Source organism: Stenotrophomonas sp. GD03877 (assembly GCF_029840555.1).
In the GTDB taxonomy this organism is placed as follows: Bacteria; Pseudomonadota; Gammaproteobacteria; order Xanthomonadales; family Xanthomonadaceae; genus Stenotrophomonas; species Stenotrophomonas geniculata.
In genome coordinates, this window is record NZ_JAOCCT010000044.1 from 1 (window position 1) to 13,675 (window position 13,675).

Below are 13,675 nucleotides of genomic sequence, written 5' to 3' on the forward strand. Positions count from 1 at the left end.
ACAAAGAGGGACGCGGCGAAGCCGCGTCCCTCTCAAATTCCGTCCCGACAACCCAGTGCTCTTCGATCCGTCACCGGGAATCTGTCAGAGGCGGGTCGGGATGGGCCAGCGGGACCGTTGGCGCCATGGATGGCGCCATCGAGCCCCCAGGGACGGGTTCACGGCGTGTCCCGCTGGCCCATCCCGACCCGCCCAGCTAGCAGCAATCCAGAGCCGCTCTTGACGTTTATGTTGCTGTTGCCGTTGCCTGCCGCAGGCAGCGCCCGCAGCCGCCGCCGCAGGAAAACCTTAGATCTTCTTCGCCAGCGATTCCGCCAGACCGGTGTAGCTGCCCGGGGTCATCTCCAGCAGGCGCTGCTTCGCATCCGCCGGCAGCTCCAGCCCCTGCACGAACGCACGCATCGACTCGGCGGTGATGCCCTGGCCACGGGTCAGCGCCTTCAGCTGCTCGTACGGATTCGGCAGGCCATGGCGGCGCATCACCGTCTGCACGGCTTCGGCCAGCACTTCCCAGGCCGCGTCCAGATCCGCGTCCAGGCGCTGCGGGTTCGCTTCCAGCTTGCCCAGGCCCTTGGCCAGCGAATCCAGTGCCACCTGGCTGTGGCCGAACGCGGTGCCCAGTGCACGCAGCACGGTGGAATCGGTCAGGTCACGCTGCCAGCGGCTGATCGGCAGCTTCGCGCTGAAGTGCTCGAACAGCGCGTTGGCGATGCCGAAGTTGCCTTCCGCATTCTCGAAATCGATCGGGTTGACCTTGTGCGGCATCGTCGACGAGCCGACTTCGCCTTCCTTCAGGCGCTGCTTGAAGTAGCCCAGCGAAACGTAGCCCCAGATGTCACGGGCCAGGTCGATCAGGATGATGTTGGCGCGGCGCGCGGCATCGCCGATCTCGGCGATGTTGTCGTGCGGCTCGATCTGCGTGGTGTACGGGTTGAACACCAGGCCCAGGCCGGTCACGAAGCGCTCGGCGAAGGCCGGCCAGTCCACGTCCGGGTAGCTGGCCACGTGCGCGTTGTAGTTGCCTACCGCGCCGTTGATCTTGCCGGTCAGCTCGACGGCAGCGATCTGCCTGCGCTGGCGCTCCAGGCGCGCGACCACGTTGGCCAGTTCCTTGCCCAGGGTGGTCGGCGAGGCGGTCTGGCCGTGGGTGCGCGACAGCATCGGCTGGCCGGCCTGGGCGTGGGCCAGGCTGCGCAGGCTGTTGGCGATGCCGTCCAGGGTCGGCAGCAGCACCTCGCGGCGGGCCTGCTCCAGCATCAGGCCGTAGCTGAGGTTGTTGATGTCTTCGCTGGTGCAGGCGAAATGCACGAATTCCAGCGCCGGTGCCAGCTCGGTGTCGTCCTTCAGCTGTTCCTTGATGAAGTACTCCACCGCCTTGACGTCATGGTTGGTGGTGCGCTCGATTTCCTTCACGCGCGCGGCCTGGGCCGGGCTGAAGCTGGCGGCCAGGGCGCGCAGGCGGGCGACGGCGGCGTCGGAGAACGGGGCCAGCTCGACGATGCCCGGCTCGGCGGCCAGGGCCAGCAGCCACTCCACTTCGACCGTGATGCGGGCCTTGATCAGGCCGTACTCGGAGAAGATCGGGCGCAGGGCATCGACCTTGCCGGCATAGCGGCCATCGAGCGGGGACAGGGCGAGCAGGGCGGAATCGGACATGTCGGCAGGGCTGGGACGAGCGGCGGGGGCCATATTCTACGACGTGCCGAGCAGGCGTGCCCTGTAGAGCCGAGCCCACGCGCGGCTGCTCCGGGTAATCCAGCGCCCACGGGCCAGCCGAGGGTAGGTTCGGTTCTACAACACGGCCCTGCGGATGAAACGATCTGGCCCGCGCTCGTCATCCCACGCTGCGGGCAAGGGAGTATCGTTGGCGCAGCCGCCAGCCCGGGAAGCGACACCCTGCCAGCCGCCGCTTCCCTTTCCCCAACTGAAGTAGTGCGGAGTTGATGCAATGAGCAAAGCTGCAAGCAAGGGTTTCAGAATCGAACACGACAGCATGGGCGAGCTGCAGGTGCCTGTGGACGCCCTGTGGGGCGCCCAGACCCAGCGTGCCGTGCAGAACTTCCCGGTGTCGGGCCAGCGCATGCCGCGCGGTTTCATCCGTGCCCTGGGCCTGGTCAAGGGCGCCGCCGCGGGCGTCAACGCCGAGCTGGGCCACCTGCCGAAGAATGTGGCCAAGGCCATCCAGACCGCCGCCGCCGAAGTGGCCGCCGGCACCTGGGACGCGCAGTTCCCGATCGATGTCTACCAGACGGGTTCGGGCACTTCCTCGAACATGAATGCCAATGAGGTCATCGCAACACTGGCCAACCGTGCCGGCAAGGCGGGCAAGACCACCGTGCACCCCAATGACCACGTCAACCAGGGGCAGAGCTCCAACGACGTGATTCCAACCGCGCTGCGCGTGTCGGCGGTACTGGCGACGCATGAGCAGCTGCTGCCGGCGCTGGTGCACCTGCGCAAGACCCTGGACAAGAAGGGCCGCAGCCTGCGCAAGGTGGTCAAGACCGGCCGTACCCACCTGATGGATGCGATGCCGCTCACCTTCGAGCAGGAATTCGGTGCGTGGTCGGCGCAGCTGGCCTCGGCGCAGGAGCGCATCGAAGACAGCCTCAAGCGCGTGCGTCGCCTGCCGCTGGGCGGCACCGCCATCGGCACCGGCATCAACGCCGACCCACGTTTTGGCGCGCAGGTCGCCAAGGCGCTGAAGCAGCAGACCGGTTTCAAGTTCGACAGCGCCGAGAACAAGTTCGAAGGCCTGGCCGCGCAGGACGATGCAGTCGAGCTGTCCGGCCAGCTCAATGCGCTGGCCGTGGCGCTGATCAAGATCGCCAATGACCTTCGCTGGATGAACGCCGGTCCGCTGGCCGGGCTGGGCGAGATCGAACTGCCGGCACTGCAGCCGGGCAGCTCGATCATGCCGGGCAAGGTCAATCCGGTGATTCCGGAAGCGACCGTGATGGCCTGTGCGCAGGTCATCGGCCACCACGCCGCGATCACCGTGGCTGGCCAGACCGGCAACTTCCAGCTCAACGTCACGCTGCCGCTGATCGCGGTGAACCTGCTCGATGGCATCGGCCTGCTCGCCAACGTGTCGACCCTGTTGGCGGACAGCGCGATCGCCGGGCTGAAGGTGCGTGAGGATCGCGTGGCCGAGGCGCTGGCGCGTAATCCGATCCTGGTCACCGCACTGAATCCGATCATCGGCTACGAGAAGGCTGCGGCGATTGCCAAGCGTGCCTACAAGGAACAGCGCCCGGTGCTGGACGTGGCACTGGAGGACAGCGGGTTGGCCGAAGCCGAGCTGCGTCGTCTGCTGGACCCGGCCGCGCTGACGGCCGGTGGCATCCAGGCCGGTGGCGGTGGCGGCGGTTGATCCGGATTCTGTAATCTGTAGAGCCGAGCCCATGCCCGGCTCTACAAAAGGAAACGCCGCCCTCTGGCGGCGTTTTTCTTCAGCGACGGTCGGCGACGATGTTGCCGAAGGTGTCGGTGTAATCCTTGAACTCGGGGATGCGCTGGATCAGGTCCGTCGGAATCACTTCCATGCCCTCGGGCGGCTGGATCTTCACCGGCTGCATGTTGGGATCGGCCGGTGCGGCCACCAGGGTGTTCTGGCGCAGCACCTGCAGCTTGCCGAACATGGTCTGCAGCATCTGCTTCTGTCCGTCGTCCAGCGGAATCTGGATCTCGTCCATCTTCATCGTGCCATCGGCGAGGATGATGATGTTCGGTGCTGGCGGGCGACGCACGGTGACCATGCCTTCGCTGACGGAAATCTTGGGCTTGCCGCGCTCGGCACGGTGGTTGCGGTATTCCTGGTCACAGCCGACCAGGCCGAGGCAGAGCAGGGCGGTCAGCAGCAGAAACAGCTTCTTCATGACATTCGGTTCGGGGGCGTCCGGGGCCGCCATTGTAAGCCGGACGGCGCACTACGGCCGGCAGCCGGACGCCGCTGCCGGCCGGGTGCGCTGATCTGTCACAGGCCTAGCGCTGGACCACGGTGTCCTTGCCGCAGTCGTCCACGTCGCCCTGGTCCATGGTCGCGTAGGGCTTGAACGCCGGCAGTTCGCGTGCGAGCGCCTGCTGGCTGGCCAGCATCGCCGGAAGGCGGTCGCAGATGCGCTTGGCCTGGGCTTCGATCTTCTCGGCTTCGGCATTGATGCGCTTTTCGACACCTTCGCTGTCGCCGCTGAAAATGCCCTTCAGCGCTTCGCCGGCCGCGCTGGCACCCAGTTTGGCGCCTGCCAGACCGACATCCATGCCGTCCATCGCGATGGCGACCACGTGGCCGCGGTAGTCCTGCAGATGGCGGCGCTGGATATCGTTGGCAGCGATCTCCTTGCCCGCGATCAGCAGGCGGCCATCCGGGGTGATCTCCGCACGCGGCTGCTTGTCCGCCGAGATCTTGATGTTGCCCTGGGCGATATCCTTGCGGGCATCGTCCATGGCGTTTCTGACGGTCTCGCCAACGCCACCTGTGGCTTCGGCGACGCTTTTGCCGACGGTCTTGTCGGGCGCGGACGACGTGCCGCCGCAGGCGATCAGCGGCAGGGACAGCAGCACAGCGGGCAACAGGCGTAACAGGTTCATGGTGTTCCCCTGATAGTGTCTGGAAGAGGGTTACTTGCTGCGCGGCAGAGTGACCCGCCCGCTGACGTTGCGATGATCGACGTCACCGCTGCCGCTGTGATCGACGGTCAGGGTGCCGCGCACGCCGTCGACGTGGATGTCGCCCGAGCCGTGGCTGCGGACGTGCACATTGCCGCCGATGTCGGCCAGGTCGACGCCGCCGGAGCCGACCACGCCCACTTCAACGTTGCCCTGCACGCGCTTGAACTCGATGTCACCCGAGCCCACCGTGTCCAGCCGCGCGTTGCCACGTACATCGGTGATCTTCAGGTCACCGGAGCCGACGGTACCGGTGCTGGCGTCGCCGCTGATGTTGCGTACGGTGACGTCGCCGGAACCCAGCGACAGCAGGTTCAAGGAACTGCCGCCATCGATGTTGAGGTCGCCGGAACCCACTGCAGCGTGGATGCTGCCGCGGGTGCCGCGGGCCACCGCGTCACCTGAGCCGACGTCCACGCTGAGGGACTGTGCGTTTTCCACGCTGGCATCGCCCGAGCCGACCTTGAACTGCAGCGGCAGGTTGTCCGGCACGCTGCCGCGGATATCCAGCCAGGCGTAGCTGTTGCCCAGACTGATGCCACTTTGGCGGCCGTCGCGGCGCAGGCTCACCACCAGCTTGTCGCCCACCTTGCGCTGGTCCAGTACCAGCTGGTCCAGCCATTCCTGGCTGGACGCGCAGGCGCGGCCGTCCAGCTGGCCGCCGCCAGCGCTGGCGACCACCTTCAGGTCATGCTGGTTGACCTCGAACACCACCGTCTTGGCACCGGCCACGTCCAGCTTCAGCGCGCGGGCAGCAGTGAACTTGCAGTTCGGAGCATCGGCGGCCAGCGCCGACAACGGCAACAGCAACAACGCAGAACAGGCGAGCAGGGAACGCATGGGTAATGCCTCCGGATGGATGGGATCAGATCTCGCCGGCGCGCTTGCGCAGGCGGATGGCAAGGAAGATGAACACTGCACCGACGACGGCGCCGATCCACAGTTCCGGCATCGCCAGCGACTTCAGCTGCGAGGCGGGGGACATCAGACTGACGACCGAGTCCAGATCGCGGCGCGAGGCTTCGTCGGCGCCGAGGCGATACAGCAGGTCCATGCCGGGTACGCCCCCCAGCAGCAGGCGACCGACGATGTTCTGCCAGAACCAGCCGGTGGTCAGGCCGAACAGCGGCATCATCTTGGTGGAGCTGACAATGATGCCGGCAAACAACGGCAGCATCACCGCCCACAGGAACGGCTTGCTCCTGGCCCATGCCGAGCACAGCAGCAGCCAGCCGGCGGTGGGCAGGGCCCACAGGGCATAGACCGGAATCCAGGCCAGGTGCCCAGCGGCAAGGGTCAGCGGGCTGGCCGGGCCCCAGATCAGGGTCATCGGGCTGCCACCGTGCAGCAGCGCGACGGCACTGATGATCAGCATGAAGCCGAACATGGTGAGGATGCCGGCGATCACCGCGATCAACGGTGCCACGATCAGTGCGCTGATCACCTTGGACAGCACGGTCTGCGTGTCCGACAGCGGCAACGATTTCCAGAACAGGATGCTGCGGTCGCGGCGATCGTCGTACAGGGCGCCCAGGCAGTAGAAGAACACCACGAAGGCCAGCACCAGGAACGGCCAACTTGAACTGAGCACCAGAGTCAGGTCCAGGCCGTTGCCAAGATCAGCAAGGTCCTTGGCACTGATGTCACGGGTGAGCAGGGCCAGGTTCAGGCCATTGATGTTCACGTTCTCGCCATCGATGTGCAGGCCGCCGTCGCGCGCTGCACGGTTCAGTGCGAAGAGGCCGAAGGCAATGCCGGCGATGCTCATCACCAGCGAGATCAGGCCAGCGATCAACGGGGCATACAGGAAACCGCCGCGGTTCTCCCAGTACTCGCGCTTGAGCAGCCAGCGCAGGGTGCCGATCGGGCTGACGGGGTGGTTGACGGCATTCATGCGTAGGTACCCTTCATGATGGCGACGAACAGGTCGGCCAGGCCCGGGATGCGGGTCTCGCCGAGGGAGGAAAGCTGGGCGCGCGGCACGCCATCGAACAGCATCACTGTCTTGCCGAACGCCAGGCTGCGCTCGTCGATCGGCTTCAGGGCGCGCGCGGTGTCCAGCTGGTCGGCATTGACCAGCAGCTCGGTGTAGCGCTGGCCGACGTCGTCCATTTCCGCGTCGAGCACGATGCGGCCGTCGCGGATGAACATCACGTCGCTGAGGATGTGCTCGATCTCCTCCACCTGGTGGGTGGTGACGATGATGGTCTTCTGTTCGTCGAAGTAGTCTTCCAGCAGGCGCTGGTAGAACTCCTTGCGGTACAGGATGTCCAGGCCCAGGGTCGGTTCGTCCAGCACCAGGATGCGGGCATCGATGGCCATCACCAGCGCCAGGTGCAGCTGCACGATCATGCCCTTGGACAGTTCGCGCACGCGCTGCTTCGGCTGCAGCTTGGTGTTGGCCAGGAAGCGCTCGCAGCGGGCGCGGTCGAAGCGCGGATGCACGCCGGCGACGAAGTCGATCGCCTCGCGGACCTTCAGCCAGCGCGGCAGTACGGCGACGTCGGCGATGAAGCAGATGTCGTTCATCAGCTCGTCGCGGTGCAGTCGCGGGTCGCGGCCGAGCACGCTCAGTTCACCCTCCACCGAGGTCAGGCCCAGAAGGGCCTTCAGCGCGGTGGTCTTGCCGGCGCCATTGGGCCCGATCAGGCCGACGATACGCCCGCTTGGAATGCTGAAACTGGCATTGTCGAGGGCGACCGTGGTCTTGTAGGCCTTGCGCAGGCCTCGGGCGGTGATGACCGACTCACTTGCGTTGCTATTCATCAGACTTTCCCCTGGGGCAGCAATTCGTCGAGGCTCAGGCCCAGGCGCTGGATGCGCTCCAGAACCGCGGGCCATTCTTCGTTGAGGAAACGGTCGCGCTCGCTGCTGCGCAGCTGCGTGGCCGCCTGCTCGGTCATGAACATGCCCAGGCCGCGGCGCTTCTCGACCAGGCCTTCGTCGGCCAGTTCCTGGTAAGCGCGCGAAACGGTGATGGGGTTGAGTTGATAGTCGGCGGCCACCTGGCGCACCGAAGGCAGGGCATCGCCCGGCTTGAGGATTCCGTCGAGCATCATGGCGATCACGCGCTCCTTCAACTGACGGTAGATGGGAGCGCCGTCGCTCCACTGGATGTCGCTCATATTCAGCTCCGTGGGGTCAGCGGCTGGGCGAACGAGAAATACGGCATGGACAGCGCGCTGTGCAGCCGACGCGGGGGAGGGGAGGAGGAGGGGGCGTTCCCTGCCGGGGAGAGCGTTGCGTCCTGCGGACTTTCAGCAGCGGCAGAAGCAGGGGCGGTGGGCGTGGCCCACCAGGCCAGCACGAGCAGGGTCGAAACAGCGACGGCCGCGGGTGCGGTGAGGTTGCGACGGATCCGGACGTTCATGGCTTCCCCCTGTCTCAGGTGACTGGTGTTGTATGCAACTATAACACCGGCACGCCTGCGTGCAACCCCTTGCCGTCCCCAACTGATGGCAGGGGTGGTCAGATTGCTGAAATATCCCTTTATTTGATTGATTTAAAAGGGAAATAAAACTGCCGCAGGGGTCCTCCCGGGGCCGCCTTCCATTCAGTGATGTCCATGCTATGTCATCGCTGCGCCATCGATGGCGCCCGGGCAGCGCATCCGCCACGCAGCGCAAAGCCCGTGTGGGCCTGTGCGATCAGGGGTGCCGGAGCCCGGTGCTATAGTTCGGCCGATTCCCGGCCAGCGCTGGCCGGGCCTTGTGAATGGCTACCGCGGACCGCCTCTGATGCCCCTGCCGACCGTTTCCCCGTGCCGCCTGCGCGGCCTGTCCCTGCTGGCCCTGATGGTGGCCGGCGCCGCCGGTTCCGCCAGTGCGCTGGCGGCCGACCTGCTCGATCTGGAATACCGGCCGTTGGCCAGCAAGCAGCAGGTGAATCTGCAGCAGCGCTATCACGGGCAGGTGCTGCTGGTGGTCAACACCGCCAGCAAGTGTGGCTACACGCCGCAGTACGAAGGGCTGGAGGCGCTGCAGAAGCGCTATGCCGGCCGCGGTTTTGCGGTGCTGGGCTTCCCTTCCAATGACTTCAAGGGCCAGGAACCGGGTGACGAGAAGCAGATCCAGGACTTCTGCACCCTGACCTATGGCGTCAAGTTCCCGATGTTCGAGAAGGTGCATGTGGTCGGTACCCAGGCCACGCCGCTGTACCAGCGCTTGACCGCAGCGACCGGCGTTGCGCCGGCCTGGAACTTCCACAAATACCTCGTGGGCCGCGATGGCAAGGTCATTGCCCAGTTCGCCAGCAAGGTGACGCCGGACGATCCGCAGCTGACCGCGGCCATCGACAAGGCGCTGGCGGCAGCCGCCACGCATTGATATCCGGCACGCATGCCTCGACATCGACGGCATGCGTGCGACAATGCTTCTTTTCGCGCCGACGTCGGCGCCCAGACACTTCCAGGAATGCAGCGAATGAAGATGGGAATGCGCGGCGCCGCGGCGTCGGTTCTGATTCTGGCGATGGGCACTTCGGGTGTCGCTCTGTCGCAACAACCGGCTGCCCCCGCAGCCGCCAAGGAGACCGCTACCTTGAATTCCCCCAAGCAGAAGCTCGGCTACGCCATCGGCCTGGACGTGGCCAAGTCGTTCACCCCGATCGCCGAAGAGATCGATGTGGCCGCCCTGCGCACCGCCGTTGAGCGCTCGTTCGAGGGCCTGCAGCCGCAGATCACCCAGGAACAGGCCAAGGCCACCGATGCCGCCCTGCGCCAGGTCGTGATGGCCCGCAGCGGCCAGCAGGTGCCGGGCGTGGCACCGGGTTCGCAGCCGCCGAAGGTCGACCGCGTCAAGGTGTCGCAGATGATCGGTTCCTACTCGGTGGGCCCGTCGCTGGCGCAGCTGAAGGACGATATCGATGTCGCCTCGCTGTTTGACGCGATCAGCACCGGCCTGACCAAGGGCCAGCCGAAGATGACGGAAGCTGACGCGACCGCCACCATCCAGGCCTTCATGGGTGCCAAGCAGGCTGAAATGCAGGCCAAGGCCGCCCAGGCTGCGCAGACCAACCGCACGGAAGGCAACGCATTCCTGGCCAAGAACAAGACCCAGCCGGGCGTGGTGACCACCTCGTCGGGCCTGCAGTACCAAGTGATCCGCCCGGGTAGCGGCGAGCGTCCGCTGCCGAGCAGCAAGGTGCGCGTGAACTACGAAGGCAAGCTGCTCAACGGCACCGTGTTCGACAGTTCCTACGGCCGCCAGCCGGCCGAGTTCGGCCTGGACCAGGTGATCAAGGGCTGGACCGAAGGCGTCGCGCTGATGCCGGTCGGTTCGAAGTACCGCTTCTGGATCCCGGGCGAACTGGCCTACGGCGAGAACGGCACCCCGGGCGGCCCGATCGGCCCGAACGCGACTCTGACGTTCGACGTCGAGCTGCTGGGCGTTCTGCCGTAAGTCATTCAGGAGCGAATACGGATATGCGCGTTGCGATTTTTGGTACCGGTTACGTTGGACTGGTGACCGGTACCTGCCTGGCCGACGCAGGCCACCAGGTGGTCTGCGTGGACATCGATCAGGCCAAGGTCGATGGACTCAACCAGGGCATCATCCCGATCTATGAGCCGGGCCTTGAGCCGATGGTGAAGGCCAACCATGCCGCCTCGCGGCTGGCGTTCACCACCGATGCGGCGGCCGCCATCGAGCATGGCCAGGTGGTGTTCATCGCCGTTGGCACGCCCCCGGACGAGGATGGCAGCGCCGATCTGCAGTACGTGCTGGCCGTGGCCCGCACCATCGGCCGGCACATGAGCGTGCCGACCGTGGTGGTCAACAAGTCGACGGTGCCGGTCGGCACCGCCGACAAGGTGCGTGCGGCCATCGCTGAAGAGCTGGCCGCGCGGGGCGCGGACATCGCCTTCGACGTGGTGTCCAACCCGGAATTCCTGAAGGAAGGCGACGCAGTCGCCGACTGCATGCGCCCGGACCGCATCATCATCGGTGCGACCAGCGAGGAATCGGTGGCGGTGATGCGTCGCCTGTACGCGCCGTTCAACCGCAACCACGACCGTGTGGTGGAAATGGACGTGCGCTCGGCCGAGCTGACCAAGTACGCGGCCAACGCGATGCTGGCAACCAAGATTTCGTTCATGAACGAAATCGCCAACATCGCCGAACGCGTCGGTGCCGACGTCGAGCAGGTCCGCCAGGGCATCGGCTCGGACCCGCGCATCGGCTGGCACTTCATCTACCCGGGCGCCGGCTACGGTGGCTCGTGCTTCCCGAAGGACGTGCAGGCACTGGCCCGTACCGCCCAGCAGTATGGCCTGGAGCCGAAGCTGCTCAATGCGGTTGAAGCGGTCAACGATGCACAGAAGGGCCACCTGTTCGCCCTCATCCAGCGCCATTACGACAAGGGCGAGGACGAAGGCGTGCGCGGCAAGACGTTCGCCGTATGGGGCCTGGCCTTCAAGCCGAACACCGACGACATGCGTGAGGCCTCCAGCCGTCGCCTGCTGGCCCAGCTCTGGGAAGGCGGTGCCACCGTGCGTGCCTACGACCCGGAAGCGATGCATGAATCGCAGCGCATCTTCGGTGAGCGCGACGACCTCACGTTCTGCAGCACGGCAGGCGAAGCACTGCAGGGCGCCGATGCACTGGTGGTGGTCACCGAGTGGAAGCAGTTCCGCAGCCCCGACTTCCAGAAGCTGCGCGAGCAGTTGAAGGACGCAGTGGTGTTCGACGGCCGCAACCTGTATGAGCCGGGCGAAGTGGAGGCCGCAGGTCTTGCGTACTACGGCATTGGCCGGGGGCGCTCGTTGCATGTCTGATCTGCCCACTGAACGCGAGCAGGCGCTGGAAGCGCGCCTGGTCGAGCTGGAAATGCGCGTGTCCTTCCAGGAACAGGCGCTGGCCGAACTGAGCGATGCGCTGGCCGACGCCCGCATGCAGGGCATGCGCAACGCCGATGTGCTGCGCGTGCTGCTGGAAGACCTGGGCAAGGTCCGCAACGCACTGAATTCTTCTGATCCGGCGAGCGAACCGCCGCCGCCGCACTACTGATCCGAATCCTATGAGCGATACCCTCCGCGACCAGCTGATGGGCCTGGGCTTCAAGCCCGCGCCCAAGCCCGAGCGCAAGAATGATGGCCCCCGCCGTGATGGCCGCCCGCAGGGCAAGGGTGGCAACGGCAATGGAAAGCCGCAGGGCGCAGGCAAGGGCGAGCACAAGCCCGGCGAGCGTCGCGGGCACGGTCATGGTGGCGCGGGCAAGCCCGGCGGGCATGCGCGCGGTGGCCAGGGACAGCAGGGCCCGCGCAAGCCGCGCAGCGCCGAAGAGATGGACCTGGCCAAGGCCTATGCCATCCGCGCGCAGCGGGAGAAGGAAGAGCGCATCGAGACCGAGCGCCTGAAGCAGGAAGAAGCACGCGTTCGCCGCGAGGCGAAGGCCAAGCTGGAAGAACTGCTGAAGGACAAGAGCCTCAACGCCGAGGCGGCGGACATCGCCCGCCACTTCCCGTATGGCGGCAAGATCAAGCGCATCTACGTGACCGCCGAACAGTTGACCGCGCTCAATGCCGGTGAGCTGGGCGTGGTGCAGCTCAATGGCCGCTACCTGCTGGTGACTGCCGACGTGCTGGCACAGTCCGAAGCGGTGTTCGCCGCCTCGGTGGCGCTGAAGGTCGATCCGGATGCGTCGGGCGAGGAAGATCCGTACGCGGACCCGCAGTACCAGGTGCCGGACGACCTGGTCTGGTAACTACACCTGCCGCACGATGAAAACGCCGGGCATTGCCCGGCGTTTTCGTTACCGGGCGCGCGCAATGCTGCGGCGTGCACGGATCAACGGCAGGCTCAGTGCGAAGAAGCACAGCAATGCGCCGACCAGGGCAAACCCGCTCCCCGCCAGGAATGCGGTGCGGCCATCATCGATCTTCCACAGCTGGCCGGCAATGAGCGCGCCCAGCACGCCGCCGACACCGGACGAGAAACCGTACAGCAGGCCTTGGCCATGGCCGTTGAGGCGGCCCGGGAAATAGGTCGCCAGCATCTGCATGGCTGCGGCGAAGAAGGCAGCAAAGCCGAGCGCATGCGCGGTCTGGGCCAGCAGCATCACCGGCAGGTTCTCCGGGAACAGCGCGGTGACCGCCCAGCGCAGGCAGGAACTGACCAGCGCGATCAGCAGCATCCAGCTGGCGTCGTAGCGACGGAAGAAGCGGCCGATGGTGAAGAACACGCCGACCTCGAACACCACGCCGATGGTCCACAGCAGGCCGAGCGTGGATGTGCGGTAGCCGTGATGGTCCATGTAGACCGAGAAGAACGTGTAGTACGGTCCGAACGAAAGCTGCTCCATGAAGGCAGCGAGGAAGAACGCGAGCACCGGAGGGCGGCGCACGATCTGCCAGAAGCCACTGGCGTCGCCCTCGGTCCGGCCGATGCCGCGTGCGTAGTGATTGCTGAAGGCGGAAGCGACCAGCAGGACGAACAGCGGCAGCATCATCCACGGCAGCAGCCCGGCGCGGCTGGAGGTGCCGTCACCTTCGATCAGCCAGCCGAACAGGGTCACGATGGCGATGAAGCCCAGTGAGCCCCAGACCCGGATCAGGCCGTAGCGATGGCTGTCGCTGCCGAGATGGGTGAGGGTGATCGACTCGAACTGCGGCATTACCGCGTTGTAGAAGAAGCAGAACACCACCATTGCCGGATACATCCACGGCTGCGGCAGAGGAAGCAGGAACGCGGCGAAGCTGATCAGGGTCAGCAGGCAGCCGATACGCAGCAGGCGGATCGGCCGTGGCGAGGCCGCCGCCAGCGAGGTCCAGGTGCTGGGCGCAACCACGCGCGTTGCATACCACAGGCCCATCATCACGCTGATCGCGGTCACGCTCATGCCGCGCGCAGTGAGGAACAGGCTCCAGTACGGGGTGAACGCACCGAGTGCTGCGTAGTAGAACAGGTAGAAGCTGGAGAGGCGGGCAACGGGGACAGTCATCGCGGAATGATGAAGCAAAAAGGGGACGGAGGGGATCAAGTCGTTTGGGGCACAAACGACTTGATCCCCT

At 65.9% G+C, this 13,675-nt stretch carries 15 protein-coding genes; 6 read left to right on the forward strand and 9 right to left on the reverse strand.

Annotation, left to right across the window (positions count from 1 at the left end; translation table 11 throughout):
• Positions 1 to 288 precede the first annotated feature (288 nt).
• Positions 289 to 1,656 (reverse strand): adenylosuccinate lyase, encoded by a 1,368-nt coding sequence (gene purB / locus N5D20_RS22325; protein ID WP_197579464.1) that lies wholly within the window; start codon positions 1,654 to 1,656, stop codon positions 289 to 291.
• A 292-nt stretch (positions 1,657 to 1,948) separates the two neighbouring features.
• Between purB and N5D20_RS22330 the strand changes: the two genes are divergently transcribed.
• A complete protein-coding gene (locus N5D20_RS22330; protein ID WP_197579463.1) occupies positions 1,949 to 3,373 on the forward strand; it encodes a class II fumarate hydratase in 1,425 nt (474 codons plus the stop codon).
• 79 nt (positions 3,374 to 3,452) lie between these two features.
• Here the strand turns inward: N5D20_RS22330 and N5D20_RS22335 are convergent, their stop codons facing one another.
• The 7 genes from N5D20_RS22335 to N5D20_RS24750 form a co-directional block, all read right to left on the reverse strand.
• Positions 3,453 to 3,878, reverse strand: coding sequence for a hypothetical protein (locus N5D20_RS22335; protein WP_010480403.1), 426 nt, complete (start codon positions 3,876 to 3,878; stop codon positions 3,453 to 3,455).
• A 106-nt stretch (positions 3,879 to 3,984) separates the two neighbouring features.
• Positions 3,985 to 4,590, reverse strand: a complete 606-nt coding sequence (locus N5D20_RS22340) for a hypothetical protein (RefSeq protein WP_010480405.1) — start codon at positions 4,588 to 4,590, stop codon at positions 3,985 to 3,987.
• Positions 4,591 to 4,620: 30 nt separating this feature from the next.
• Entirely contained in the window at positions 4,621 to 5,508 is an 888-nt protein-coding gene (locus N5D20_RS22345; protein ID WP_010480407.1) for a DUF2807 domain-containing protein, read from the reverse strand.
• Between the two features lie 25 nt (positions 5,509 to 5,533).
• A complete protein-coding gene (locus N5D20_RS22350; protein ID WP_049436765.1) occupies positions 5,534 to 6,562 on the reverse strand; it encodes an ABC-2 transporter permease in 1,029 nt (342 codons plus the stop codon).
• Positions 6,559 to 7,434, reverse strand: a complete 876-nt coding sequence (locus tag N5D20_RS22355) for an ABC transporter ATP-binding protein (protein WP_197579462.1) — start codon at positions 7,432 to 7,434, stop codon at positions 6,559 to 6,561. The genes N5D20_RS22350 and N5D20_RS22355 overlap by 4 nt, the downstream gene beginning before the upstream one ends.
• Positions 7,434 to 7,793: a GntR family transcriptional regulator gene (locus N5D20_RS22360; protein ID WP_006453095.1), complete on the reverse strand. Its 360-nt coding sequence runs from the start codon at positions 7,791 to 7,793 to the stop codon at positions 7,434 to 7,436. Before N5D20_RS22360 ends, N5D20_RS22355 begins: the two co-directional genes overlap by 1 nt.
• A gap of 2 nt (positions 7,794 to 7,795) precedes the next feature.
• Positions 7,796 to 8,038: a hypothetical protein gene (locus tag N5D20_RS24750; protein WP_329766283.1), complete on the reverse strand. Its 243-nt coding sequence runs from the start codon at positions 8,036 to 8,038 to the stop codon at positions 7,796 to 7,798.
• Positions 8,039 to 8,405: 367 nt separating this feature from the next.
• Here N5D20_RS24750 and N5D20_RS22365 point away from each other — a divergent pair, with 367 nt between their 5' ends.
• The 5 genes from N5D20_RS22365 (at position 8,406) to N5D20_RS22385 (ending at position 12,369) form a co-directional block, all read left to right on the forward strand.
• Complete coding sequence (locus N5D20_RS22365; protein ID WP_019337359.1) at positions 8,406 to 8,993, forward strand: glutathione peroxidase; 588 nt, start codon at positions 8,406 to 8,408, stop codon at positions 8,991 to 8,993.
• Between the two features lie 96 nt (positions 8,994 to 9,089).
• Positions 9,090 to 10,067 carry an FKBP-type peptidyl-prolyl cis-trans isomerase gene (locus tag N5D20_RS22370; RefSeq protein WP_010480420.1) on the forward strand — a complete coding sequence of 326 codons (978 nt, stop codon included), beginning with the start codon at positions 9,090 to 9,092 and terminating at the stop codon, positions 10,065 to 10,067.
• A 23-nt stretch (positions 10,068 to 10,090) separates the two neighbouring features.
• Positions 10,091 to 11,440: a UDP-glucose/GDP-mannose dehydrogenase family protein gene (locus N5D20_RS22375; protein ID WP_010480421.1), complete on the forward strand. Its 1,350-nt coding sequence runs from the start codon at positions 10,091 to 10,093 to the stop codon at positions 11,438 to 11,440.
• A complete protein-coding gene (locus tag N5D20_RS22380) occupies positions 11,433 to 11,672 on the forward strand; it encodes a SlyX family protein (RefSeq protein ID WP_019660397.1) in 240 nt (79 codons plus the stop codon). The genes N5D20_RS22375 and N5D20_RS22380 overlap by 8 nt, the downstream gene beginning before the upstream one ends.
• A gap of 10 nt (positions 11,673 to 11,682) precedes the next feature.
• Positions 11,683 to 12,369, forward strand: coding sequence for a DUF2058 family protein (locus tag N5D20_RS22385; RefSeq protein ID WP_197579461.1), 687 nt, complete (start codon positions 11,683 to 11,685; stop codon positions 12,367 to 12,369).
• A 48-nt stretch (positions 12,370 to 12,417) separates the two neighbouring features.
• Here the strand turns inward: N5D20_RS22385 and N5D20_RS22390 are convergent, their stop codons facing one another.
• Positions 12,418 to 13,605, reverse strand: a complete 1,188-nt coding sequence (locus tag N5D20_RS22390) for an MFS transporter (RefSeq protein ID WP_049455476.1) — start codon at positions 13,603 to 13,605, stop codon at positions 12,418 to 12,420.
• Positions 13,606 to 13,675 lie beyond the last annotated feature (70 nt).